The organism is Microvirga sesbaniae, from assembly GCF_025460805.1.
Lineage (GTDB): Bacteria > Pseudomonadota > Alphaproteobacteria > Rhizobiales > Beijerinckiaceae > Microvirga > Microvirga sesbaniae.
Genome location: NZ_JAMXFJ010000012.1, coordinates 14277 through 37694, shown reverse-complemented (window position 1 = coordinate 37694; position 23418 = coordinate 14277). Strand labels below are relative to the sequence as shown.

21 protein-coding genes are annotated in these 23418 nt (G+C 68.9%); 9 read left to right on the top strand and 12 right to left on the bottom strand.

Annotation, left to right across the window (positions count from 1 at the left end; translation table 11 throughout):
* The first annotated feature begins 223 nt into the window (after positions 1-223).
* The 8 genes from OCW50_RS17120 to OCW50_RS17085 all read left to right on the top strand — a co-directional run bounded on the left by OCW50_RS17120 (position 224) and on the right by OCW50_RS17085 (position 5298).
* Positions 224-556 carry a hypothetical protein gene (locus tag OCW50_RS17120; RefSeq protein ID WP_262298387.1) on the top strand — a complete coding sequence of 111 codons (333 nt, stop codon included), beginning with the start codon at positions 224-226 and terminating at the stop codon, positions 554-556.
* Complete coding sequence (locus OCW50_RS17115) at positions 553-1803, top strand: hypothetical protein (protein WP_262298386.1); 1251 nt, start codon at positions 553-555, stop codon at positions 1801-1803. Before OCW50_RS17120 ends, OCW50_RS17115 begins: the two co-directional genes overlap by 4 nt.
* A gap of 1 nt (position 1804) precedes the next feature.
* Positions 1805-2104, top strand: a complete 300-nt coding sequence (locus tag OCW50_RS17110; protein WP_262298385.1) for a hypothetical protein — start codon at positions 1805-1807, stop codon at positions 2102-2104.
* 115 nt (positions 2105-2219) lie between these two features.
* Entirely contained in the window at positions 2220-2786 is a 567-nt protein-coding gene (locus OCW50_RS17105) for a glycoside hydrolase family 108 protein (protein WP_262298384.1), read from the top strand.
* A 54-nt stretch (positions 2787-2840) separates the two neighbouring features.
* Entirely contained in the window at positions 2841-3014 is a 174-nt protein-coding gene (locus tag OCW50_RS17100) for a Pam3-gp28 family putative phage holin (protein WP_262268612.1), read from the top strand.
* Positions 3015-3070: 56 nt separating this feature from the next.
* On the top strand, positions 3071-3295 hold the full coding sequence (locus OCW50_RS17095; RefSeq protein WP_262298383.1) for a hypothetical protein: 225 nt from the start codon (positions 3071-3073) through the stop codon (positions 3293-3295).
* Between the two features lie 122 nt (positions 3296-3417).
* Positions 3418-3720, top strand: coding sequence for a hypothetical protein (locus tag OCW50_RS17090; RefSeq protein WP_262298382.1), 303 nt, complete (start codon positions 3418-3420; stop codon positions 3718-3720).
* Between the two features lie 282 nt (positions 3721-4002).
* Entirely contained in the window at positions 4003-5298 is a 1296-nt protein-coding gene (locus tag OCW50_RS17085; protein WP_262298381.1) for an NAD(P)/FAD-dependent oxidoreductase, read from the top strand.
* A 207-nt stretch (positions 5299-5505) separates the two neighbouring features.
* Here OCW50_RS17085 and OCW50_RS17080 read toward each other — a convergent pair whose 3' ends face one another.
* The 3 genes from OCW50_RS17080 to OCW50_RS17070 all read right to left on the bottom strand — a co-directional run bounded on the left by OCW50_RS17080 (position 5506) and on the right by OCW50_RS17070 (position 8898).
* Entirely contained in the window at positions 5506-6618 is a 1113-nt protein-coding gene (locus OCW50_RS17080) for an amino acid ABC transporter permease (protein WP_262298380.1), read from the bottom strand.
* A 3-nt stretch (positions 6619-6621) separates the two neighbouring features.
* Positions 6622-7794, bottom strand: coding sequence for an amino acid ABC transporter permease (locus OCW50_RS17075; protein ID WP_262298379.1), 1173 nt, complete (start codon positions 7792-7794; stop codon positions 6622-6624).
* Between the two features lie 66 nt (positions 7795-7860).
* On the bottom strand, positions 7861-8898 hold the full coding sequence (locus OCW50_RS17070) for an amino acid ABC transporter substrate-binding protein (protein WP_262268606.1): 1038 nt from the start codon (positions 8896-8898) through the stop codon (positions 7861-7863).
* Between the two features lie 191 nt (positions 8899-9089).
* On the opposite strand from OCW50_RS17070, the gene OCW50_RS17065 reads away from it, so the two are divergent.
* Positions 9090-10742 (top strand): amidohydrolase, encoded by a 1653-nt coding sequence (locus OCW50_RS17065; RefSeq protein WP_262298378.1) that lies wholly within the window; start codon positions 9090-9092, stop codon positions 10740-10742.
* Positions 10743-11298: 556 nt separating this feature from the next.
* Here the strand turns inward: OCW50_RS17065 and OCW50_RS17060 are convergent.
* From OCW50_RS17060 to OCW50_RS17020, 9 genes are all read right to left on the bottom strand, one after another.
* Positions 11299-12747, bottom strand: a complete 1449-nt coding sequence (locus OCW50_RS17060) for an amidohydrolase family protein (RefSeq protein WP_262298377.1) — start codon at positions 12745-12747, stop codon at positions 11299-11301.
* Positions 12748-12797: 50 nt separating this feature from the next.
* The gene (locus tag OCW50_RS17055; RefSeq protein ID WP_262298376.1) at positions 12798-13469 is read right to left on the bottom strand and encodes an aspartate/glutamate racemase family protein; all 672 of its coding nucleotides are present in this window, start codon (positions 13467-13469) and stop codon (positions 12798-12800) included.
* Between the two features lie 13 nt (positions 13470-13482).
* On the bottom strand, positions 13483-14925 hold the full coding sequence (locus OCW50_RS17050; protein WP_262298375.1) for an amidohydrolase family protein: 1443 nt from the start codon (positions 14923-14925) through the stop codon (positions 13483-13485).
* 82 nt (positions 14926-15007) lie between these two features.
* Complete coding sequence (hydA, locus tag OCW50_RS17045) at positions 15008-16474, bottom strand: dihydropyrimidinase (protein ID WP_262298484.1); 1467 nt, start codon at positions 16472-16474, stop codon at positions 15008-15010.
* Between the two features lie 492 nt (positions 16475-16966).
* On the bottom strand, positions 16967-18208 hold the full coding sequence (locus OCW50_RS17040) for an MFS transporter (protein ID WP_262298374.1): 1242 nt from the start codon (positions 18206-18208) through the stop codon (positions 16967-16969).
* Positions 18209-18277: 69 nt separating this feature from the next.
* Positions 18278-19732: an amidohydrolase family protein gene (locus tag OCW50_RS17035; protein WP_262298373.1), complete on the bottom strand. Its 1455-nt coding sequence runs from the start codon at positions 19730-19732 to the stop codon at positions 18278-18280.
* An 18-nt stretch (positions 19733-19750) separates the two neighbouring features.
* Positions 19751-21493 (bottom strand): dipeptide ABC transporter ATP-binding protein, encoded by a 1743-nt coding sequence (locus OCW50_RS17030; protein WP_262298372.1) that lies wholly within the window; start codon positions 21491-21493, stop codon positions 19751-19753.
* Positions 21490-22404 (bottom strand): ABC transporter permease, encoded by a 915-nt coding sequence (locus tag OCW50_RS17025; protein WP_262298371.1) that lies wholly within the window; start codon positions 22402-22404, stop codon positions 21490-21492. The genes OCW50_RS17030 and OCW50_RS17025 overlap by 4 nt, the downstream gene beginning before the upstream one ends.
* Positions 22401-23372 (bottom strand): ABC transporter permease, encoded by a 972-nt coding sequence (locus OCW50_RS17020; RefSeq protein WP_262298370.1) that lies wholly within the window; start codon positions 23370-23372, stop codon positions 22401-22403. The genes OCW50_RS17025 and OCW50_RS17020 overlap by 4 nt, the downstream gene beginning before the upstream one ends.
* Positions 23373-23418 lie beyond the last annotated feature (46 nt).

The following is a 23418-nucleotide window of genomic DNA, read 5'->3' as shown; positions in this document are numbered from 1 at the left end:
GACGTGAGAGGGTGCTGTGAGCCGGTGATGACGGGGAGGGGCATCGGCGTGGCCCGCTCTCGTCCGCACCAGGCCTACCCGCCGCCGCTGCGCTGGTCGGCGGCGCGGGCGCAGCACCGGGAGCCGTCGCCGGCCCAATCACCCGCTAACCGATCAAGCCGCCTCCGGGCGGCTTTTCTCTTTCCAGGGCTCCCTCACGGGGGCCTTTTTCGTTGGAGCCGCCATGGCCAACTCCGCCCCTTACCAGTTCTGCTTGTCCGCATCCGACGATGCGACCGTGCTGTTCGCGCTCGACTTCGCGCTCGACGGCGAGACGGACTTTCCCTTCGAGGAATACGAGTTCGCGTATTCCGTCGGCGGCTGCGGTTCGAGCGTCCTGCTGACGGTCGGCAACGGCCTGACGGTCGACGCGCCCACGATGACCTTCCGCATCGAGAAGGGCGTGTTGCCGGTCGGCGACTATCCGCACGGCCTGCGCGCCACCAGCACGGTGACCGGTGACATCGTCCAGATCTTCGACGGCACGCTCACCATCAACGAGGGCAATTTCCCATGACGGCACGTCTCAGCGCCACCGGGCGCTCGAACCTCCGCCTCACGTTCCGGGCGGGCATTGCCGGGGCGCCCGGCTGGTCTCCGGTCTTCGCCGTCGTCCCGGACGGCGCCCGCCGCGTCCTTCGCGTCTCGGACTGGATCGGCGGCCGGCTCGACAAGCCCGCCACGGGTCAGTATGTCGGCGCCACGGGGCTCGTGAGCGACATTGCCGCCGCGGTCGACATAAGGGGCCCGCAGGGCATCCAGGGCGACAAGGGCTGGGCTCCGGTCCTGGCCGTAGTCAACGACGGCGCGCGCCGTGTTCTTCAGGTCTCCGACTGGACCGGCGGTACCGGGACGAAGCCCGCCACCGGCCACTATATCGGCGCCACGGGGCTGGTCTCGAGCATCACCGACGCCGTGGACATTCGCGGCCCGCAGGGCATTCGAGGAATCCAGGGGATCCAGGGCATTCAAGGCCCGACCGGCCCGCAAGGGCCGCAAGGTCCGCAGGGCCCGCCGGGTCCCCCGGCCACGCACACTCATCCGTCAACCGATATCGCGGACAGCACCGCGTTGGGGCGCTCCCTTCTGACGGCCGCCAGTCAGGCAGCCGCCCGCAGCGCCATCGCGTTCAACGAGGCCGTCGATGATCGGGTGGCGAGCCTCATCGTCGCCGGACCGGGGATCTCCAAGGACTACAACGACGCGCTCGACTCCCTGACGATCTCCACGAATGCAGCGCTGACAAAGCTCGCTGAAGGGTCTTCGACGTCCGCGAGCGTCATCATCATTTCGTTTCCGACGGGGTACAACAGGTTCAAGATCGTTGCGACCGGCCTCTATCCGACGACAGGCGATTCCATCCTGTACGGTCAGTTCAGCTATGCATCCGGGGCTCCGCAGAACCACTATGCCGGGAGCTGGGTCGCGAGCAACGGCGCGAGCGGTGTCTTCTCGGGAGCGAACGAATTCTTCATCCGCCTCTCCAACACGATCCGCGCCATCAGTTCCGATTACTTGCAGACAGGGTCTCTGCTCGACATGGATGTGGTTGTGGCCAACATCCCATGGAGCCTCTCGAATGTGCTGCGATCCAGCGTTTCGCACCACATGGCCGGGAACATCATGTCACAGGTCGAGGTCACCGGTCGATTCGATCCGGCCGGATTGGAGTCCGGAGGCTATCGCTCGAGCGGCGTTTCCTTGTTCTTCGGAAACGGGCAGCCGGTGAATGCCAAATGGGCGCTCTACGGATGGGAGGGATGACATGCCGCTCTACAAGAACATCGATGGCGTCGACGTCGAAATGTCGTCCGAGGCGGAGGCCGCCTTCATGGCGGCCCTTCCGCCGGCACCGCCGCGCTCTCTCGACCGCAAGTCCTTCCTGGTCGTGCTCGAAAACCTCGACGCGTACGAGGATTTCATGACCTGGCTCGCGAGCCGGCCGACCATGACGAAGATCAAGTTCGATGAGGATCCCGTCTTCTTCGAGGATGACCCGGACGTGGCGGACATGGCCGCCGCCCTCGACATCGAGGTCCCGGACATCTTCGACCCCGGGGTCTAGCGCACCGGACCACACACCACGTCATCACCGGCCTTGTGCCGGTGATCCCGATGACGAAGAGCGCCGCACCTCACCGCACCCGCCCTCGAGGCGGGTTTTTCATGGAGATTCCCTGATGGCCGCCGTGAACGTCCCGGGCGCGCTCGCGCTCGTCCTGCGCATCGAAGGGGGCTATGTCGACCATCCCCAGGACCCGGGCGGCGCCACGAAATACGGCATCACGCTCGCGACCCTGTCCGCGTGCCGCGGCCGGCGCTGCACGAAGGCCGATATGCGCGCCCTGACGGAGGAGGAGGCCGGGGCGATCTACCGCGCCCGGTACTGGGATCGCGTCCGCGCCGACGAGCTGCCGCCCGGCATCGATGAGGCCGTCTTCGATTTCGCGGTGAATTCCGGGCCGTCCCGCGCGGTCATCGCCCTGCAACGGGCGCTCGGCGTGGCGGATGACGGCGTCCCGGGCCCCGTTACCCTGGCGGCGGCCCGGCGCGCCAACCCGCGCAAGGTCGTGAACGCGATCTGCGACGACCGCCTCGCCATGATGAGGCGGCTGAGCACCTGGAAGACCTTCGGCAAGGGCTGGTCCCGCCGCGTCGCCGCGGTGCGCGCCGCGGCGCTCGCCCTGACCGACGCCCCGCCGACGCTCGCGGAGCGGGCGGCGTCCCTTCTCAAGCGGGCGGCCTGACATCCCCGGCCGCCGGGGATCGGGCGGCGCCATCCAAGACCGAGGACCAGACGCATGACCAGTGAAGTCGTGAAGAGCCTTGCCCGCCAGGTGCTGACCATCGCGGGCTCCTATCTCGTGGCCAAGGGCTACGTGGATGCCGAGAACGCGGCCGCCCTGGCGGGCGCCGTCGCCACCATCGCCAGCGTCGTGTGGAGCGTCACCGCCTCCAGGAAGCGCGCCGCGTAATCCCACCGACCGCGCGGAGCCGCCCGCCGGAGGCGGCCCGCCACAGGGGCGAACCGATGACCGATACCGACACCCGCGACCGGGTCATAGCCCAGGGCGTCCTGCTCGCGGCCTTGGAAAAGAAGATGGACGTCATGGACGCCAAAGTGACGGCCATGCACGAGCTGCTGCTTCAAGGGAAAGGCGTGGCCAGGGCCGGCCGATGGGTCGGCCCCCTGGTGTCGGCGCTCGTCGCCTTCGCCGTGTCGCAGCTGGGAGGCTTCATCTCCTTCCCCCGATAGGCGCCTGGCGTTGCGATCCCATCCGGCCCATGGACCGGGACATGAAAGCGCAGTAGCCTGTGCGACCATGGAGATGATCGACAGGGGAGGCCTACTCCCCGGCATCGTTTGGGGGCGGCACCGTGTTCACGTTTCTGGCTCAGTTCTTCCTCGGAGAGCCTCCGCGGCAGCAGGATTTCGACGTCGGGCCGATCTATCACTCACCCAACCTGCACGCGTTCTTCATGTTCGGCCTCATCCTGTTCTGCATGTGCCTGGCGCCGGCCGTGCTCGCCCTGTGGAAGTCCCAGAGGCGGGGATGGGCGCTCGCGATCGGGCTGTGCCTCGTCCTCGGGGCCGCCGTGGCGTCGGGCGGCGTCTACGCCAGCGGCTATTCGGAGGCCCGGTATCCGGGCTTCCAGGTCAAGGCCGCCCGGAGCTTCTGAGCCGCGGATCGAGCCCGGTGGTGACACCCCTCCGCACGTCATGGCCGGCCTCCGCCCCTCCTGCCACCCTCCCCACGTCATGGCCGGCCTTGTGCCGGCCATCCCGATACCGTGAGGCGCCGTGCCTCGAACCATCGGGATCACCGGGACAAGCCCGGTGATGACGTGGCGTGTTGGGAGAAGCCGGCGACACCACCCCGCGCCGGTTGTGGCCGAAAGGCGGATCCCCTTTTCCGAAAAATGCTCTAGGCTTCGCCCACCTTGCGAGGATCGGAGCCCTTCATGACCGGCTATGGCGACACCTATTATGCCCGCACCCTGACGGACCCGGCCCCCGGCTCGGCCCTGGAGGGCGCCACGCGCGCCGACGCGGTCGTCGTGGGCGGCGGGCTGGCCGGTCTCACAGCCGCTCTCGAGCTGGCGCGGGCCGGGCGCTCGGTGGTGGTCCTGGAGGCGGAGCGCGTCGGCTGGGGCGCGTCCGGCCGCAACGGCGGCTTCGTCGGTCCCGGCTACGCGACGAGCCTCGCCAACATCACCCGCATGGTGGGGGCCGACCGGGCCAAGGCCCTGCACCGGCTGTCGATCGAAGGCGTGCGCATCGTCGAGGACAATCTCGGGGCTCTCGGCATGACCGACAACGCCCGGGTCTACGGCAAGATGAGCGTTCTGCGGTACCATGATCCCGATGCCCTCGCGCGCCAGTGCGAGACGATGGACCGGGACTTCGGCTACCGCCTCGAGGTCATGCCGACCGACGCGGTCCGCACGGTCCTGCGTTCGCCGAAATACCATCAGGCGCTCTACGATCCCGCGTCCTTCCACTTCCACCCGCTCAACTACGCCCGCGCCCTGGCGAAGGCGATCCAGGGGCTCAACGGACGCATCTTCGAAGGGTCGCGGGTGGTCGGCTGCGATTTCGGAGGAGCCGAGAAGGTCGTCAGGACGGAGCGGGGCGAGGTGAGGGCCCGCGACGTGGTCCTGGCGGGAGGCGGCTATACGGACAACCTCGTGCCGCGCCTGCGCCGGAGCATCCTGCCGATCGCCACCTACGTGCTTCTCACCGAGGCGGCGCGCGAGCGGATCGCCCAGGCGGTCCGGACCCCCATGGCGATCAGCGACAACCGTCGTGCGGGCGATTACTACCGTCTCGTCGACGGGGGCGCGCGCCTCCTCTGGGGCGGCCGGATCACCACGCAGACCACGGAGCCCCGCCGCCTGGCGGACATGATGCGCCGGACGATGGTCTCCACCTATCCCCAGCTCGAGGGCGTCCGCGTCGAGACGGCCTGGTCCGGGCTGATGGCCTATGCCCGCCACCTGATGCCCCTGATCGGGAAGCTCCAGCCCGGAATCTGGCACGTGTTCGGCTTCGGCGGCCGCGGCATGAACACGACGGCCATCGGCGGGCGCGTCATCGCGGAGGGCATTCTCGGCACGAGCGACCGGTACCGGCTCTACGAGCCCTTCGGCCTGGCGTGGAATGGCGGCCCGTTCGGAGTGGCGGCCGCGCAGCTCACCTACTGGACCTATCAGGCCATGGATCTCGCCAAGGAGCGCCGGGCGGCCCGCGCGGCCTGACCGGCCGCTCGCACCACCCGCCCCGTCATCACCGGGCCTGTCCCACCCGCCACGTCATCACCGGGCTTGTCCCGGTGATCTCGATACGGTGAAGCGCGGCGCCCCAAAGGATCGGGATGGCCGGCACAAGGCCGGCCATGACGTGGGGAGGGTGGCAGGAAGGGCGGAGGGTGCCATGACGTCGACGGTGTCATCGCACGGAACGCGCTAGTCGTGCCCGAGGCGCAGGCGCCGCTCCAGGAACCGGCTGTAGGCGCCCATGCCGTAGGAGAACACCAGGAACACGAAGGCTGCGAAGACATAGCCCTCCAGAACCGCGATGCCGACCCAGTTCGGGTCCGTCATGGCCGTGCGGACCGTGGACAGGAAGTCGAGCAGGCCGATGATCGTGACCAGGGTCGTGTCCTGGAAGAACCCGATGGAGATGTTGACCAGGGGCGGGATGGCGATCTTCAGGGCCTGCGGCAGGACCACGAGACGCATGGCCTGCCAGTAATGCAGGCCCATGGCGCTCGCCGCCTCGTGCTGCCCGCGCGGGATGGCCTGAAGGCCGCCGCGGACCGCCTCGGCGATGTAGGCGGCCGCGAAGATGATGATGGCGATCTGCGCCCGCAGGAGCTTGTCCACCGTGATGCCGCTCGGCATGAAGAGCGGCAGCATCACCGAGGCCATGAACAGGATGCTGATGAGCGGCACGCCCCGGATCACCTCGATGAACACGATGGCGATCACCCGGATAGCCGGGAGCTTGGACGAGCGGGCGAGCGCCAGGACCAGCCCGAGCGGGAATCCCAGGGCAAGGCCCACCGCCGACAGCAGGAACGAGAGCGGCAGGCCGCTCCATTGCGTGGTCGGCACATGGGGCAGGCCGCGGACGCCGCCGCCGATCAGGACCGCCGTGGCGACGATCGTGACGGCCCAGAGCGCGATCAGCCGTCGGCTCCAGAACCGCGGGATCATGGTGACGGCCATCGCGCCCAGGAACAGCACCATGGCGAGCAGCACGCGCCAGTGCTCGTCGTAGGGATAGACGCCGAAGATCATGAAGCGGAGCTTCGCTTCGTAGAAGGGCCAGCAGGCTCCATGCCCGACCTTGCAGGCCTGGGCGCCGCCTTCGGTGACGGCCCGCGTCACGAGCCAGCCCCAGGCCCCCTTCACGGCGAGCCACAGGATCCACAGGCAGGCGAGCGTGACGACGGCGTTGACCGGGGTGCCGATCAGGGGCTTGAGCGTGCGGCGAAGGAGGCGGCGCTCCACGCCCGGCTCCCGCTGCAGCGGCATCTCGACTTGCGCTTCGGCCATGTCGGTGGCGGTCGTCATGGCTCAGCGCTCCTTCAGCGCGACGCGGCTGTTGTACCAGTTCATGAACACGGAGATCATGATCGACAGGCCGAGATAGACCAGCATGAAGATCGCGATGCCCTCGATCGCCTGGCCGGTCTGGTTCATGGTCGTGTTCGACACCATCACCAGATCCGGATAGCCGATGGCGATGGCGAGCGACGAGTTCTTGAACAGGCTCAGGTAGCTGCTGGTGAGGGGCGGGATGATGACGCGCAGCGCCTGCGGCAGGACCACGAGGCGCATGGTCGATCCGTCCCGCAGGCCGAGCGCCCGGGCGGCCTCCCATTGTCCCTTGCGCACCGAGAGAATGCCGCTCCGCACGATCTCGGCGATGCCGGCCGAGGCCGACAGGGCGAGGCCCACGAGAAGGGCGGTGAATTCCGGCCTGAGCTGGGCGCCCCCGGTGAGGCGGAAGCGCCCCTTTTCCGGAAGGTCCACCGCGAGGTCGGGCTGCGCGATCAGCAGCGCGAGCGCCGGCGGGAGCAGCACCGCCAGGGCGATCCAGGGCCACATGGTGCGCGCCTGGCCCGTCCTGATCCGCTCGGCGGTGGCGCGGCGGTGGAAGACGACCGCGAGGATTCCCCCCAGGACGAGCGCCAGAAGAACCGTCGTGTGCGCGCCGCTCCACACGAGGGACGGCACGGTCAGGCCGCTGTTGCTGAGGAACACATGGGGCATAACCTCCCAGGCTTCCCGGACGCCCGGCAGGCCCGTGACGATCAGGGCGTACCAGAGGAACAGGTAGAGCAGCAGAGGCACGTTGCGCAGCGCCTCCACATAGAGGAAGGCCAGGAACGCCAGCAGCGGATTGCGGGACAGGCGCGCGATGCCGACGAAAAGCCCGATGACGGTCGCGAGCACGACGCTCCAGGCCGAGACCCAGACCGTGTTGACGATGCCGGCCAGGATGGCGCGCCCATAGGTGTCCGTGGGCTTGTAGTCGATCAGGGTCTGGCTGATGACGAAGCCCGCTTCACGGCTCAGATAGCCGAAGCCCGTCGCGATGTTCTGCTCCGCGAGCTTCTGCGACACGTTCGAGAACAGATACAGGCCCAGAAGGACGATGCCCGCGACGGCGATGACCTGATAGAGAATGGCGCGGAACCGCAGATTGTAGAGGAGGCTCGTCCCGCTCATCGCTTCGGCGCGCATGATGATCCTTTCCGGCCGGAACCGAGGGGCGAGCGGGCGGCCGCGAGGCCGCCCGCCGGTCTCAGGCTACCGGAACGGCGGCGCATACAGCAGGCCGCCCTTGGTCCAGAGCTCGTTCGGGCCGCGCGTCAGGCCGAGCCGTGTCTTGGGGCCGAGATTGCGGTCGAAGACCTCTCCGTAATTCCCGACCGACTTGACGATGTTGTAGGCCCACTTGTTGTCGAGGCCGAGCATCTTGCCGAAATCCCCGTTCACGCCGAGCATGCGCTGGATCTCCGGATCCTCGCTCTTGAGGAACTCGTCCACGTTGGCCTGCGTGACGCCCTTCTCCTCCGCCCCGATGAGAGCATAGACGGACCAGTTCAGGATATCGCGCCAGTTCGGGTCGTTCTGGCGGATGGTCGGCGCGAGCGGCTCCTTGGAGATGGTCTCGGGCAGGACCACGTATTGCGACGGATCGTTGGCGATGGCGCGCACGGACGCGAGGTCCGAGCGATCCGTCGTGATGGCGTCGCAGCGTCCGTTGAAGAACGCATTGCGCCATTCGTCGGAGTTCTCGAACACCACGGATTCGTACTTGATGTTCCTGGGCCGGAAGAAGTCTTCCAGGTTCTGGAGCGTGGTGGTGCCGGGCAGCAGGCAGATGGCCGCATCGGCAAGCTCGCCGGCGCTCTTCACGTTGAGCTTGGAGGGAGCCATCAGCCCCTGGCCGTCGTAGAACACCACGGGGCCGAAATCGAGCCCGAGCGACGCGTCGCGCGTGAAGCTCCAGGTGTTCTGCCGGGACAGGATGTCCACCTCTCCGGACTGCACGGCCTGGAAGCGCACGTTGGTGTTCAGCGGAACGTACTCGACCTTGTCCGGATCGGCGAAGATGGCGGCCGAGACCGCGCGGCAGATGTCGACATCGAAACCGCGCCGCACGCCCTTGTCGTCAGCGTAGGAAAAGCCGGGCGCGACCGGCGACACGCCGCACAGGATCTTGCCGCGCTTCTTGACCGTGTCGAGCGTCGACTGCGCGGATGCCGGCGCTGCCGAAACGGCCGCGACGCCGGCGATGAGGCTCATTGCGAGCCAACGAACCATGGATTTTGGCTGTATCATAGCACTCCCTCTTTGTCCGCGCCTTATCTGGCCGCTGATGCGTCAAGCTAGACCCGAAACAACAAGGGTTTCAAGGACTGATTTTCCTCGCGCCGGACGTTTGCGCGCTTGCTGACCGGCGAAAAGCTATGCACACTCGCCCGCGTTCGACGCAGCGCCCGCTGCGCCCGCCCTTGCCGCGCGAGTGGTTCATGCCCATCCTTCCCAAAGCCGACATCGTCCTCACGAACGGCCGCGTCTTTCTCGGATATTCAGAACCGGTGACCGAAGCCATCGCCCTCTGGCGCGGGCAGGTCCTCGCGGCGGGAACCTCCGCCGACATGGAGCCCCTCATCGGGCCGGCGACGCGGGTGATCGATCTTCGCGGGCGCCTCGCGACGCCGGGCCTGTGCGATTCCCACATGCATCTTCTCCCCTACGGGGTGATCATGGGCCATGTGGATGTGCGCGCCTCGTCCGCCCCGACGCTCGCGTCCCTGCTCGACAAGGTGCGCCAGCGCGCCGCCGTGACGCCGCCGGGCCAGTGGATCCAGGGGCGCGGATACGACCAGTTCGCGCTCGATGTCGGCCGTCACCCGCTCCGGGAGGAGCTCGATGCGGCCGCGCCCGACCATCCGGTCGCGATCGTGAGGGCGTGCGGCCATGTGACGATCTGCAATTCCAAGGCGCTCGAACGGGCCGGCATCGACGAGACGACGCCCGTGCCGCAGGGCGGCGCCATCGAGCAGCGCGACGGCCGGCTGACGGGCCTGCTGGCGGAGACCGGCCGCGATCGCCTCAAGGCCGTGCTGCCGGAGCCGACCGATCAGGAACTGGTGCAGGCCATCGACGATGCCGGCCGGGCCTGCCTGTCCTACGGAATCACCAGCGTGATGGATGCGGGCGTGGGCATGAGGGCGGGCTACCGCGAGGTGGCCGCCTATCGCACGGCCCAGCGCCTCGGTCGTCTGCCCGTGCGCACCACCCAGTGCCTGCTCGGAGGGCCGGGCGGGATCGTCGAGCAGGCCTATGCGGACGGCGTGGTGACCGGCGTGGGCGATGCCATGCTGCGCGTCGGGCCGGTGAAGATCTTCACCGACGGCAGCGCCGGCGGCCGCACGGCCGCCATGAGCGAGCCCTATGTCGGCGAGCCGCGAACCACCGGCCTGATGCTTCTGCGCGACGACGAGATGAACGACCTCGTGCGCGATTATCACGCCAGAGGCTATCAGCTCGCCGTCCACGCGATCGGCGACGCCGCCATCGAGCAGACCCTCAACGCGTTCGAGCTCGCCCTCGAGGCGATGCCGGACCCCGACCGCCGTCACCGGATCGAGCATGCGGGCTATGCGAGGGCCGACCAGAATGCGCGCATGAAGCGCCTCGGCGTTCAGCCCGTGCCGCAGCCGGTCTTCATCTACGATTTCGGCGACCTGTACGTGTCCGTGGTCGGCGAGACGCGGGCGAAACCGTCCTATCCGCTCAGGACCTGGATCGATATGGGGTTCAAGCCCGCGGCCGGCAGCGACGCGCCGGTCTGCGACATCGATCCGTTCCCGAATTTCTTCTCCATGCTGACGCGCAAGACCTCGCACGGGACCGTCATGGACGCGCGGGAGGCGGTGTCGATCGAGCAGGCCATCATGGCCTTCACGGAGTTCGGCGCCTATGTGAACAAGGCCGAGCACGAATGGGGCCGCCTCGTCCCCGGCCTCGCGGCCGATGTGGCGGTGTTCTCCCGCGACCTGCTGACCGCGTCTCCCGAGGAGATCCTGACCGACACCCGGTGCGACCTCACGATCCGCGGCGGCGCGGTCGTGTTCGACCGCCATGGCGAGACGGGTGCCTCATCCTCCCCGTCATGACCGGGCTCGTCCCACCCTCTCACGTCATCACCCGCTCACACAACCCTCTCACGTCATCACCGGCCTTGTGCCGGTGATCCCGATTGTTGGGAGCGCCGCGCTTCACCGCATCGGGATGGCCGGCACAAGGCCGGCCATGACGTGCGGAGGGTGGCGGGATGGCCGGCACAAAGCCGGCCATGACGTGGGAAAGGTCCCGCCACAGCGATGATCATCCTCCACGTCATCACCGGCCTTGTGCCGGTGATCCCGCTCGTCTGAAACGCAGCGCCTCACCGCATCGAGATGGCCGGCACAAGGCCGGCCATGACGTGCGGGGGGTGGCAGGAAGGGCGGAGGGTGCCACGACGTGCGGAGGCTATCACCACCCGCTCACACCACCCTCCACGTCATCACCGGGCTTGTCCCGGTGATCCCGATTGTTGGGAGCGCCGCGCCTTCCCGTATCGGGATGGCCGGCACAAGGCCGGCCATGACGTGGCGAGGGTGGCGGGAAGGGCGGAGGGGGCCATGACGTCGAGGAGGGTCGCATCCTGCGACGGCCGCTCGCGGCGGGTCAGCCGCGGAGGGGGAAGACCCGAGGGCTCAGCTGCTCGAGGCTCCGTCCGGCCCAGTCGCGCTGGGGCGCGGCCGCGATGGCTTCCGCCTGGCCCCGGCGCAGCATGTCGAGATCCTCGTCGATGGCGAAATCGAGAACCTCGCCATCCCGGACCACCTGGCGTCCGTCGACATAAACGTCCTTGATGGCCCTGTCATTGGCCGAGTAGACGAGGCTGCGGATGGGCTCGTAGTCGGGCTGCATGAAGGGGTTGGCCATGTCGACGACCGAGAAGTCGGCCTTGCAGCCCGGGGCCAGGCGGCCGAGATCGGGGCGGCGGATCATGTCGGCCCCGACGGCCGTGGCCGCCATGAACGCGTCGTGGGTCGTCGCGGCCGTGAAGCTGCCCGCCACGATGCGGCCCGCATAGCAGGCCATGCGCAGTTCATCGAGCATGTTGTGCGGGAAGCTGTCGGTGCCGATGCCGCACCGGATGCCGGCCTTCACGTAGCGGGTCAGGGTGTTGAGGGCGATGCCGCGCCGCGCGAAGACCACCGGGCAATGCGCCACCTGGGCGCCGCTGTCGCGCAGGCGCTCGAAGTCGTTGGCATGCGGCCAGTGCAGCCAGGGATGATCGTTCAGGAAGATGCCGTGGCCGATGATCGTGTCCGGCCCGAGGGCGCCGATCCGGTCCAGCCACTCGATCGGGGTGCAGCCGTAGCGCCGCATGATCTCCTGGAACTCGACGATGCTCTGGGCGGCGTGGATCTGGATCGGCTGGCCGCGCTCCCGCGCCGCATCGAGCGCGTCGCGGATCTGCCCTTCGGTGCAGGTGTCGATCTGGGCCGGCCCGATGAAGCCCGTGATGCGCCCGCTCGGGTGCTTCGAGGCGGCATCGGCGATCTCGATCGCCTCGCGCAGGAGCCGGTCGCCCGTCGCGGGATCGAGATCGTACGCGACCGAGTGGCCGTTGGTGGTCTTCCAGGGTCCGGACCGGAACATGCCCCAGAGCACGGCCCGGATCCCGGTCTCGGCATATTCGTCGGCCCAGGACGCGCGCGGGCGGCCGAGGTCGCAGATGGTCGTGACGCCGCTTTTCAGCAGCTCCGATGTGGCGACGCGCAGCGCGGGACGCGTGTATTCCGGTCCGATCTGAAAGACCGGCATGAACTCGTAGAGCGAGCTCTGGCCCAGGCGCGGGCTGCCCAGCTCCTCGAGCATGCCCTTCCAGCCGGGCTCGTGGCCGGGATGGCTGTGAACATCCACGAATCCCGGGATGATCATCATGGTCCGGGCGTCGATCTCCGCGTCGACCGGGCCGGCGTAATCCTTGCCGACATGCACGATGTCGGCGCCCCGGATCACGAAATCCGCGCCCCGCAGGTAGACATGGGATCGCTCGGCCTCGTCCCAGGCGACGATCCAGTCGCAGTTGCGGAACAGGGTGGTCTTGGTGGCGCTGGTCATTGCAGGCTCCATGAGGGCAGACAGGGGACTGAATCGGGGGATGAACGGTCTTACGGCGCGGTGGCCTGCGACAGGCGCACGTGGCCGACCGCCATGACGACGGCGGCCTGGGTCGGTTCGACGACCGGAAGGCCGACCGCCTGTTCGACCGCCGCGCGGTAGCGCGCCATGCCGGCGCAGCCCATCACGAGAACGTCGGCGCCATGGGTCGCCCTCAAGGCGCGTCCGACCTCGATCATCCGGTTCAAGGTTCGATCCTCGTCGGACAGGTCCGCCACGCCCAAACCGATCGGCAGGTCGGCGGCGAAGCGGTCCAGGACGCCCATGGCGCCGAACATGCGCAGATGGCGCGGGATGGAGGTGGGCAGGATCGCCATGACGCCGAACCGCTGCCCGAGGGTGAGCGCCGCCAGCACGCCGCATTCGGCGATCCCGAAGACGCGATGCCGGCTCTGCTCGCGAAGGGCATGGAGCCCCGGGTCCGAGAAGCACGCGATGACGAACGCGCCCGCATCCCGTTCCAGTTCGGCGGCCTTGCGCAGCATGGGCATGACGACGCCGTCCACGTCGCGCTGCGACTGGATGCCGGGCGGCCCCTCGGCCAGGGACAGGCACACGATGCCGGGCCCGTCGGCGCCGCGCAGGGGAGCCACGGCGCTGTCGATGGCCGCCGTGACGGCCTGCGACGCGTTCGGGTTGATCACGTAGACAATCGGTCCCATGACGGTTTCATCCTCAGCGAGCGAGCGGCAGGGACGGGGGCGCCAGCACGGCCAGGGGACGGCCTTGCGGATCGTCCCGTTCGGCCCGCCGGCAGGCGCGTTTCTGCGCGTCCCGCAATTCCCGGACCGCGCCGTCATAGTCGAGACGGACGATGCGCCTGTCCTTCACCACCGCATGGCCGTCCACATAGACGTCGCGGATGGCGCGCTCCGCCGCGCAATGGATCAGGTTGCGCAGGGGATCGTGGACCGGCTGCATGGCCGGGTGGCTCAGATCCACGAGGGACAGATCCGCCTTCGCGCCGACGGCCAGGCGCCCGATGTCGCTTCGGCCGAGGGCGCGCGCGCCGCCGGTCGTCGCGGCCGACAGCAGGCCGCCGGTGTCGAGGTCGAAGACGCTGCGGCCGGCGACGCGCGAGCAGATCAGCGCCTCGCGCATTTCCTCCAGCATGTTGAAGGGATAGCTGTCGGTGCCGAGCCCCACATTGACGCCCGCGCGGCGATAGGCCCCGAGGCTTTCCAGGGTCATGCCGCTGCGCGCGAAGGTGACCGGGCAATGAGCGACGGACGTGCCGCTCCCGGCCAGGCGCGCGAGGTCGTCGCGGCTGCGCTGCCGGGTCCAGGAATGGTGATCGAGGAAGATGCAGTGGCCGAGGATCAGGTCGGGGCCGAGAACGCCCAGGCGCTCCAGCATCGCCGGGGCGGTCTCGCCGGTGCGCCGCAGCAATTCCTCGTGCTCGGCCATGGTCTGCGCCGCATGGATGGTGATGCGCAGGCCGCGGCTGCGGGCCTCGCCGACCGCCATCCGCAGCAGCTCTTCGGAACAGGTCTCGATCTGCGACGGCGCGACGACGCCGTCGATGCGCCCGCTCGGATGCGCGCGCGCCTCCTCCACGAAGGCCAGGGCCTCGGCATAGCGCTCCCGGCCGCGGGCCTCGTCCCAGTCGAAGTCGAGGCGGTGGCTCCCGGCCATGCGCCATTGCGCCTCCCGGAACCCGGGCGCCAGATAGGCCCGCAATCCGCTCTCCGCCGCGAGCGGGAGCCATTGCGGATAGGGCGACGCGATGTCGAGATGGGTGGTCACGCCGCTGCGCATCAGGTCGCCCAGCATCACCGTCTGGCAGGCCGCCTTGGCATCCTGGTCCGCGTCGATCAGGGCCGAGTACTCGTAGAGGGCGTTGCCCCACAGGGCGGCGGTTCCCGCATCCTCGAACAGGCCCTTGGCGATCGGCTCGTCGCCGGAATGGCAGTGAACGTTGACGAGGCCGGGCATGACCATCAGGCTCTGGCCGGCGATCTCCTCGTCGGCAGGCCCCGCATAGTCCGGGCCGATGGACAGGATGCCGGCCGTCGAGAAGGCCACGTCGGCGTCCTGCCGATAGACATGGCGCGAGGCCTCCTCGTCCCAGGCGACCACCCAGGCGGCCTTCCGAACAACCTTGATTGCGTCCGTCATGATCGATCTGTTCCATGCATGCGGGTCGGCATGCGGGTTGGGGACCGGCGGCCGGCGGGCCGACAGGCTTTCGCGATGTCTCTCACAGCAGCTGCGCGCCGAAATTGCGGCCCGGGTCGAACTCCGGAGAGAGGCGGCCCGTCGGCCGCATGGCGGGGGAGCACCCGCGCCGTTGCAGCCGTCCGGATCCCGGCGCCGCCTTGAGCGTGCCGTCCGCGACGAGGGTTTCGCCCCGGCGCAGGACGGTCTCCGGCCAGCCCTTCAGCCTTCGGCCCGCGAAGGGGTTGTAGCCCACATTGTCGTGCAGCCCGTCATCGGTGAGGACGACCTCCCGGTCCGGATCCCAGATGGCCACATCCGCATCGGCCCCGACCGCGATGGCGCCCTTGCGCGGATGAAGCCCGTAGATCCTCGCCGGGGCCGTCGCGGTCAGCTCCACGAATTTTTCGAGGCTCGAACGTCCCCGGCTCACCATGGCGTCGAAGAGCAGCGGCAGGCGGGTCTCCAGCCCGGGCAGCCCATTGGCGATCTGCTTGAAATCCGGATTCGAGCCGGCGGCGAGCTTGCCGCTCCCGTCGAACCGGTACGGCGCGTGATCGGAGGACACCACCTGGAGGTCGCCGAGGTCGAGACCGCGCCACAGGGCTTCCTGGTCCGACGGGGTGCGGGGCGGCGGCGAGCACATCCACTTGGCGCCTTCGAGACCGGGCCGGTCGAGGTCGTGGGCGGTGAGGAACAGGTATTGCGGGCAGGTCTCGGCGAAGACCTTGACGCCCTCGCCGCGGGCGCGCCGGACGATGGCCGCCCCCTCGGCCGTCGAGACATGGAACAGCATGATCGGCTGGTCCAGGAGCTGCGAGAAGCGGATGAGGCGTTCGAACGCCTCGATCTCGCCGACCCGGGGATGGCTCACGCCGTGGTATTTCGGCGCGCCGTAGCCGCGGGCCACCAGCCGGTCGGCCATCCATTTGATCATGCCGTGATTCTCGGCATGGGCGCAGACCATGGCCCCGTGCCGGCGGGCCACCATCATGACGTCGAGAATCTGCTCGTCGAGAAGACGGACCCGGTCATAGGTCATGAAGATCTTGATCGACCGGTGCCCGGCCTCGATCAGCCGGGGGAGATCCTGCTCCAGGGTTTCCGCACTCGGATCGGAGATCCACAGATGGAACGCGTAATCCGTCACGGCCCCGGCCGCGGCGAGGCGCGCGTAGTTGTCCACGACCGCGCCGAGATTGTCGCCGCGATGCTGCGCGGCGAAGGAAATGACCGTCGTGGTGCCGCCGAACGCGGCCGACCGCGTGGCCGATTCGAACGTGTCGGCGTTCATCAAGCCGCCGCCGGAGAGCTGCTCGATATGGCAATGGGCATCCACGCCGCCGGGAAGAACCAGCCTGCCGGCCGCATCGATGGTGGAGCGGGCCCGAAGCTCCCGGCCGAGGGCGGCGATCACCCCATCCTGGATCGCCACATCCATCGCGGCGACGCCGTCCGTCGACGCGACGCGTCCGCCTTTGATGACCAGATCATATTCGGCCAATGTCAGTTTCCCCCCGAGGATTCCCGGATGATCGCTTGTTGTTATGACGCTCAATCTATGCCGATGAAACGGGCGTCAGCAAGGGCAACGTGATGCGCGGGCGAGAGCAAGATCCGCGACGTCATCGCCGGCTCACACCACCCTCCACGTCATCACCGGCCTTGTGCCGGTGATCTCGATACGGTGAGGCGCCGCGCTTCTCCGTATCGGGATGGCCGGCACGAGGCCGGCCATGACGTGTGGAGGGTGGGAGGAAGGGCGGAGGGTGCCATGACGTGCGGAGGGTGGGAGGAAGGGCGGAGGGTGCCATGACGTGCGGAGGGTGTTCGCACCGCCTCACACAACCCTCCACGTCATCACCGGGCTTGTCCCGGTGATCCCGATTGCCTGAGGCGCCGCGCTCTTCCGATCGGGATGGCCGGCACAAGGCCGGCCATGACGTGGGTGGGTGGCAGGAAGGGCGGAGGATGCCATGACGGGGGAGGGGGCGCGCGACGGTCAGCCCGCCCTCAGATGCGGCAGGACGTGAGCCGGGACGGCGGCTTGCAGGCCGCACCAGGCGCAGGCCGCGCTCACGGTCACCACGATGATCGCCGGGCCGGCGAACGGATCGTGCCCGCCGCGCAGGAGGCCCACGGCGAAGGGACACAGGGACGCGCCGAGATAGCCGATGCTCTGCGACATGCCGGACAGCATGGCGGTCACCTCGGCGGTCGGCGCCCGGATGGTGACGAAGAGCAGCGCCAGGCTGAACAATCCTCCCTGGCCCAGGCCGAGAAGCAGCGCCCAGAGAAGCCTGCTCGCGAGCGGCGCGTAGATCAGCCCGAGAAAGCCGAAGCAGGTGGCCGCGAGGACGAGCACGATCATCAGGCGCGGCGATGCGCGCCGTGCCGCGAGCGAGGGAACCAGCAGGGCCGTCGCCGTCTGGGCCAGGATCGACACGGACGTGACGGCGCCCGCGTTCAGCACATCGAGCCCGCGGTCGCGCAGCAGGGTCGGCAGCCATCCGAGAACGATGAAGGCCAGCCCGGCCTGCAACCCCATGAAGGCCGTGACAGACCAGGCGAGGCGGTCGCGCAGCAGCAGCGAGAATCGCGGCAGAGACCCGGTGCCCGAAGCCGCGGCGCTCGACGCGGCGAGGGCCGACCACAGGAGACCGGCCACGAGGGCCGGAACGCTCCAGCCGGCGAGCGCCAGGGTCCAGGATTGCCACGCCCGCTCGAGAACCGGCGTCAGTCCCGCGGCGCTGGCGCCCCCGATGCTCAGGACCATCGTGTAAAGCCCGGTCATCGATCCGAGATGACCGGGAAAGCGACGGCGGATCACCACGGGCAGAAGGACGCCGGCCATCCCGATGGCGGCGCCGGCCAGGAGCGTGCCGGCGAACAGGGCCGGGCTCTGCGGCACCGCGCGCAGGCCGAGCCCGGCGAAAAGACCCATGAGGAGCAGGGCCATGGCGCGCTCGAGCCCGAGGCGCGCCGACAGGAGCGGCGCGAAGGGGCCGAAGAGTCCGAAGCACAGCACCGGCATCGTCGTGAGAACGCCGATCCCGACGCTGCCCAGGCCGAGCCCCTGCTCGATCTCGGTCGCCATGGTGGCGGCGGACGTGAGCGCCGGGCGAAGGTTGACGGCGGCCAGGACGATGCAGAGGATCGCGAAGGCCGCAGACCCGGAGGCGCCCCGCGCGGCGCGGCGCGGCGGCGCCATTCCTTCGAACTTCAGATCACGGCGTGTGAGCATGCCTCATCCTTCCGGTCACGGGACCATGACCGGCCTTGTCGTTTCGAGCCTTTCGGCGAACCCGGCCCATCAGGTTCCGATCTGGTCGGTCGCCCTCACATGCCGCCAGAACGTCTTCGGCGTTTCGAGCATGGGCCGGAAGCCGGTGCGGTCGAGCATGGCGTCGGTCTCCCGCTGCGCGTCGTCGAGGATCTCATCCTCGTCGACGAAGGTCGCCTTGCGGTCCCGCAGGGCGATGCGGCCGTCCACGATCACCGTGTCGACGTCGTTTCCATTGGCGAAGTAGATGAGCCGGAAGACCGGCATGTTGAGCGGATAGAGATGCGGGCGTCGCAGGTCGAGCAGCACCAGGTCGGCCTTCTTGCCGACTTCGAGGGAGCCGATCTCCTTGTCCATGCCCAGGGCCCTGGCGCCGTCGATGGTGCACATCTCGAGCACCCGACCCGGCGGCAGCCATGTGGGATCCTTGAAGTGGGTCCGGTGGTAGTGCATGCATTGCTGCATGTGCCGGAACATGTCGCCCGAGCGGTCGGGCGCGGTGGCGTCGGAGCCGAGGCACACATTGGCCCCGGCCTCCAGCAGCTCGGGAACCGGGCAGCGGCCGAGGATCGACGCGATGGCGCTCGGGTTGTGGGCGATGTGCGTCCCCGTGTCGGCCACGATCCTGATCTCGTCGTCGGTGAGGTTCGTGGCATGGGACAGGAGGGCGTTCGGCCCGAGGATGCCGAGCTCCCGCGCATAGGCGACGCTCCCCTTCGTGTGGCCGTCCTGCGTGAAGACGAGCCCGGCCTCCCGCGCCAGATCGGCCGTCATGCGCGCCTGGCGCCTGGCCTCGTCCAGATTGTCCCGCCCGAGCTCGTCCACGTGCTCGGCGCGCAGGGTGGGGGTGATGAGCGCGATGTTGAGGCGCCCCCCGTGGGCGCCGTGCCAGGTCTCGATGAGGGTCCGGCAGGTCTCGAACTGCTCCTCGAACGTCACGGGACGCTCCACGGCCTTGCCGTCCACGAAGCGGGCATAGGTGCGGGGATGCGGCGGCCGCGTCGGCCCGACCGCCACGACGGAGCGGGTCCCGACCTCGCGCACGCCTTCGCAATGGGCGTCGCCGTAGACCGGTTCGTCGGTGCGCAGGATCGTGTCGCCGCCGCCCAGGAGGGAGACGCCCGTGGTCACCCCGAAGCGCAGGCGCTCGAGCGCCGCCAGCCGGGCTTCGGCCCGCCAGAATTCCGGCGTCGACGCGACCGTGTAGGCCTGGTGGCAGGCCTCGTACCAGGCCTCGCCGTTGCCGCCCCCCATGGTCTTGATGAGGCCGTGGCCCGCATGGGCATGCCCGTCGATCAGCCCGGGCATGACGATCTTGCGGCTGGCGTCGATCAGAGTGGCGGCCCGATGATCCGCGAGCACCTCGTCGGTCGTCCCGACGGCCACGATGCGGTCCTTCTCGATGGCGACGGCGCCGTTCTCGATGACGCGGCGCCCGGGGTCCATGGTGACCACGATGCCGTTGGTGATGATGATGTCGGCCATGCCATATGCTCCGGTCGGTCAGGCGGCTTTGGGTTCGCCGCGGATGCGGTCGAGGGTGGGGACGAGGGACAGCAATTCCCGCGTGTAGGGATGCTGCGGCCTGTCGAAGAGCGTTTCCGAATCCGCCTGTTCCAGCAGCTGTCCCTGCCGCATCACGGCGACGCGGTCGCACATCTGGCGCACCACGGCGAGGTCGTGGCTGATGAGCAGCAGGGTGAGGCCGGTGGCGTCGCGCAGGTCCTTCAGCAGGTTGAGGATCTGCGCCTGGACCGACACGTCGAGGGACGAGGTGGGCTCGTCGCAGACGATGAGCCTCGGGCGGGCGCCCAGGGCCCGGGCGATGGACAGGCGCTGCCTCTGCCCGCCGGAAAAGGCATGGGGGAAGCGCTGCGCGGCCTCCGCCTCGAGGCCGACGGCTTCGATGAGCCGCGCCACGTCGCTCTCGGCCTGCGCGCGCGTGTCGGCGAGCCGGTAGAACAGGATCGGCTCGGACAGGATCGACCCGATGCGCATGCGGCCGTTGAGCGACGAATAGGGGTCCTGGAAGATCATCTGGATCGCCTGCCGCAACGGCCCGACCCGCCGGGTCGCGCCGTCGCCCGCGATGCTGCGCCCCTGGTAGAGGACGCGGCCGGCCGAGGGCCGCACGAGTCCCGACACCACATTGGCGATCGTCGTCTTGCCGCAGCCCGATTCGCCCACGAGGCCGAAGACCTCGCCGCTGCGGACCGAGAAGGACACGTCGTCCACCGCCCGGAACGGCCGGCCCCGCGAACCCGGGAGCCAGCCGCCCGCGCTGTAGTCGACGCACAGGTTCTCCACGGACAGGATGGGCGACGGGTCGGCGCGGGAATCCGGGCCTTGCGCCCTTGCGCGCAGTTCGGCGCGCAGTTCGGCGCGCGCCTCCTCGGCGCGGCCCTTGCCCTCGTCGCCGAGAACCGGGAACCGGTCGAGACGCTGATCGATGCGCGGCACGGCGCCGATCAGCGCCCGGGCGTAGGCGGCCTTGGGCCGGCGCAGGACCTCCTCGGTCGTTCCGGTCTCGACCACCTTGCCCCGGTGCATGATCGTGACCCGGTCGGCGATCTGGGCGACCACGCCCATGTTGTGGGTGACGAGCAGGATGCCGATGCCGCGGCTGTCCGCCAGGTCGCGCAGGAGCTTGAGGATCTGGGCCTGGACCGACACGTCGAGGGCCGTCGTCGGCTCGTCCGCCACCACCAGCCTGGGATTGCAGGACAGGGCGGCGGCGATCACCACGCGCTGGCGCTGGCCGCCGGACAACTGGTGCGGATAGGCCTTGAGGCGCCGCCGCGGCTCCGGGATGCCGACCGATTCCAGGAGTTCGAGCGCGCGGGCGCGGGCGGCCGCCTTGCCGAGCCCGAGATGGAAGCGCATGGCTTCCGTGAGCTGGCTCTCGATCGTGAAGAGCGGGTTCAGGCTCGTCATCGGGTCCTGGAACACCGCCCCGACATCCCGGCCGAGCACGATGCCGGCGGCCGATCCCCGGGTGGCGTCGAACCGCCTGCCGTCGATGTTGATGGCGCCGGCCGCGATGCGCCCGGGCTTCTCGAGCAGACCCATCACGGTGTTGCCGATGGTCGTCTTGCCGGCTCCGGATTCGCCCACCAGGGCGTGGATCTCGCCGGGGCGGATCACCAGGGACGCGTTCTCGACCGCCGTGAAGACCTCTCCGCCGGCGAGGGGATAGTCGACCCGCAGGCCCTCGATGGCGAGCACGGGAGGCGTTGGCGCGGTCATCGTTTGACCCTCAGCTTGGGATTGAAGCGGTCGCGGAGCCAGTCGCCGACGATGTTCACGGCCAGGACCAGGATCACGAGGGCGAGCGCCGGGAACAGGGCGATCCACCAGATGCCCGAGAACACGAACTCGTTGCCGATCCGGATGAGGGTGCCGAGCGACGGATAGGTGGGAGGCATGCCGACGCCGAGGAACGACAGGGTCGCCTCGGTGAGCACGGCGGCCGCGAGGTTGATCGTCGAGATGACGAGGACCGAGCTCATCACGTTCGGCAGGATGTGCCTCAGCATGATCCGCCGCGGCGGCAGGCCGATGACCTTGGCGGCGCGCACGTAATCCTTCGCCGTCTCCACCATGGTGGCGGCCCGCACGGTGCGGGCGTATTGCACCCATTCATGGATGGCGATGGCGCAGATCAGGATGAGGGGCGCCCATTCGGCCGTGGCCGCTCCGGGAAAGATCGCCCGGGCGATGCCGCTGACGAGAAGGGCCAGCAGGATCGTCGGGAAGCTCAGGATCACGTCGCCGATCCGCATGATCAGGGCATCGATCCGGCCGCCGTAATAGCCGGCGAGAAGGCCCAGCGTGACCCCGAGGGTGGCGGCGAGCAGGACCGCGCCGCCCCCGATGGCGATGGACACGCGCGCTCCGTAGAGCATGGCGGAGAGCAGGTCGCGCCCCTGATTGTCGGTGCCGAGGAGGAAGCGCGGGTCCCCGTCGGTCGCGAAGGCGGGCGGCAGCTCGGCGTTGATCAGCTCGAAGGAGGCGAGATCCGTGGGGTCGTAGGGCGCGATGAGGGACGCGAGCAGCGCGCAGGCCACCATGAGCAGGGCGAGGATCGCCGCGACGATGACCGAGATCGGAGCGCCCAGGCGCAGGAACAGGCCGGGCGTGGAAGCGAGCGTTTTCATGCGGACCTCGCGCGCAGACGGGGATCGACCACCGCGTAGAGGATGTCCACGACGGCGTTGATGAGGACGAAGAGCAGGCCGACGAACAGCAGGTAGGCGGCCATGACCGGGATGTCGACGAAGCTCACGGCCTGGATGAAGAGGAGGCCCATGCCCGGCCATTGGAAGACCGTCTCGGTCACGATGGCGAACGCGATGAGCGAGCCGATCTGCAGGCCCGTCACGGTGATGACCGGCATGAGGGCGTTGCGCAGGGCGAGCCGGAAGTGGATGTACCGCGTGGGCAATCCCCGGGCCCTGGCGAAGCGGATGTAGTCGCTGGACAGGACGTCGATCATCTCGGCCCGCACCAGCCGCATGATGAGGGTGAGCTGATACAGCGCCAGCGTGATGCCCGGCAGCAGGAGGGATTTCAGGCCGCTGACCGTGAGAAAGCCCGTCGACCACCAGCCGAGATCGACCACCTGGCCGCGCCCGAACGAGGGCAGCCATCCGAGCGACACGGCGAAGACCAGGATGAGCACGATGCCGGTCACGAAGGTCGGGGTCGAGATCCCGATCAGGGACAGGGCCTGGACCAGGCGCGCGGCGACCCCATGGGGCTTGAGGGCGCACAGCACGCCGAGCGGGATGCCGAGGGAAAGCGACAGGATCGTCGCGACCAGCACCAGCTCCAGCGTCGCGGGAAGCCGCTCGGCGATGAGCTGGGTCACCGGGCGCTGATTGCGGTAGCTGATGCCCAGGTCGCCGCTCAGAGTGCGGCCGAGAAAGCGCCCGTACTGGACGACCAGCGGCTGATCGAGGCCGAGGGAGCGCCGGAGCGCCGCCTTCTCCTCCACGGAGGCGTTCTCGCGCGACAGGGTCGCCACGGGATCGCCCACGTAGCGGAACATCACGAAGGACACCGCCGATACGACGAGCATCACGAGGGCGGCCTGGCCCAGCCGGGAGATGAGGACTTTGAGCATGAGAGGTTCCTCACAGGTTCCTCCGCGGCCCGCCGGGTCGGGCGGG

Coding starts and splice junctions, on each gene's coding strand:
- OCW50_RS17120 (WP_262298387.1), top strand. CDS start 224: ATGGCCAACTCCGCCCCTTACCAGTTCTGCTTGTCCGCATCCGACGAT.
- OCW50_RS17115 (WP_262298386.1), top strand. CDS start 553: ATGACGGCACGTCTCAGCGCCACCGGGCGCTCGAACCTCCGCCTCACG.
- OCW50_RS17110 (WP_262298385.1), top strand. CDS start 1,805: ATGCCGCTCTACAAGAACATCGATGGCGTCGACGTCGAAATGTCGTCC.
- OCW50_RS17105 (WP_262298384.1), top strand. CDS start 2,220: ATGGCCGCCGTGAACGTCCCGGGCGCGCTCGCGCTCGTCCTGCGCATC.
- OCW50_RS17100 (WP_262268612.1), top strand. CDS start 2,841: ATGACCAGTGAAGTCGTGAAGAGCCTTGCCCGCCAGGTGCTGACCATC.
- OCW50_RS17095 (WP_262298383.1), top strand. CDS start 3,071: ATGACCGATACCGACACCCGCGACCGGGTCATAGCCCAGGGCGTCCTG.
- OCW50_RS17085 (WP_262298381.1), top strand. CDS start 4,003: ATGACCGGCTATGGCGACACCTATTATGCCCGCACCCTGACGGACCCG.
- OCW50_RS17080 (WP_262298380.1), bottom strand. CDS start 6,618: ATGACGACCGCCACCGACATGGCCGAAGCGCAAGTCGAGATGCCGCTG.
- OCW50_RS17075 (WP_262298379.1), bottom strand. CDS start 7,794: ATGCGCGCCGAAGCGATGAGCGGGACGAGCCTCCTCTACAATCTGCGG.
- OCW50_RS17070 (WP_262268606.1), bottom strand. CDS start 8,898: ATGATACAGCCAAAATCCATGGTTCGTTGGCTCGCAATGAGCCTCATC.
- OCW50_RS17065 (WP_262298378.1), top strand. CDS start 9,090: ATGCCCATCCTTCCCAAAGCCGACATCGTCCTCACGAACGGCCGCGTC.
- OCW50_RS17060 (WP_262298377.1), bottom strand. CDS start 12,747: ATGACCAGCGCCACCAAGACCACCCTGTTCCGCAACTGCGACTGGATC.
- OCW50_RS17055 (WP_262298376.1), bottom strand. CDS start 13,469: ATGGGACCGATTGTCTACGTGATCAACCCGAACGCGTCGCAGGCCGTC.
- OCW50_RS17050 (WP_262298375.1), bottom strand. CDS start 14,925: ATGACGGACGCAATCAAGGTTGTTCGGAAGGCCGCCTGGGTGGTCGCC.
- OCW50_RS17040 (WP_262298374.1), bottom strand. CDS start 18,208: ATGCTCACACGCCGTGATCTGAAGTTCGAAGGAATGGCGCCGCCGCGC.
- OCW50_RS17035 (WP_262298373.1), bottom strand. CDS start 19,732: ATGGCCGACATCATCATCACCAACGGCATCGTGGTCACCATGGACCCC.
- OCW50_RS17030 (WP_262298372.1), bottom strand. CDS start 21,493: ATGACCGCGCCAACGCCTCCCGTGCTCGCCATCGAGGGCCTGCGGGTC.
- OCW50_RS17025 (WP_262298371.1), bottom strand. CDS start 22,404: ATGAAAACGCTCGCTTCCACGCCCGGCCTGTTCCTGCGCCTGGGCGCT.
- OCW50_RS17020 (WP_262298370.1), bottom strand. CDS start 23,372: ATGCTCAAAGTCCTCATCTCCCGGCTGGGCCAGGCCGCCCTCGTGATG.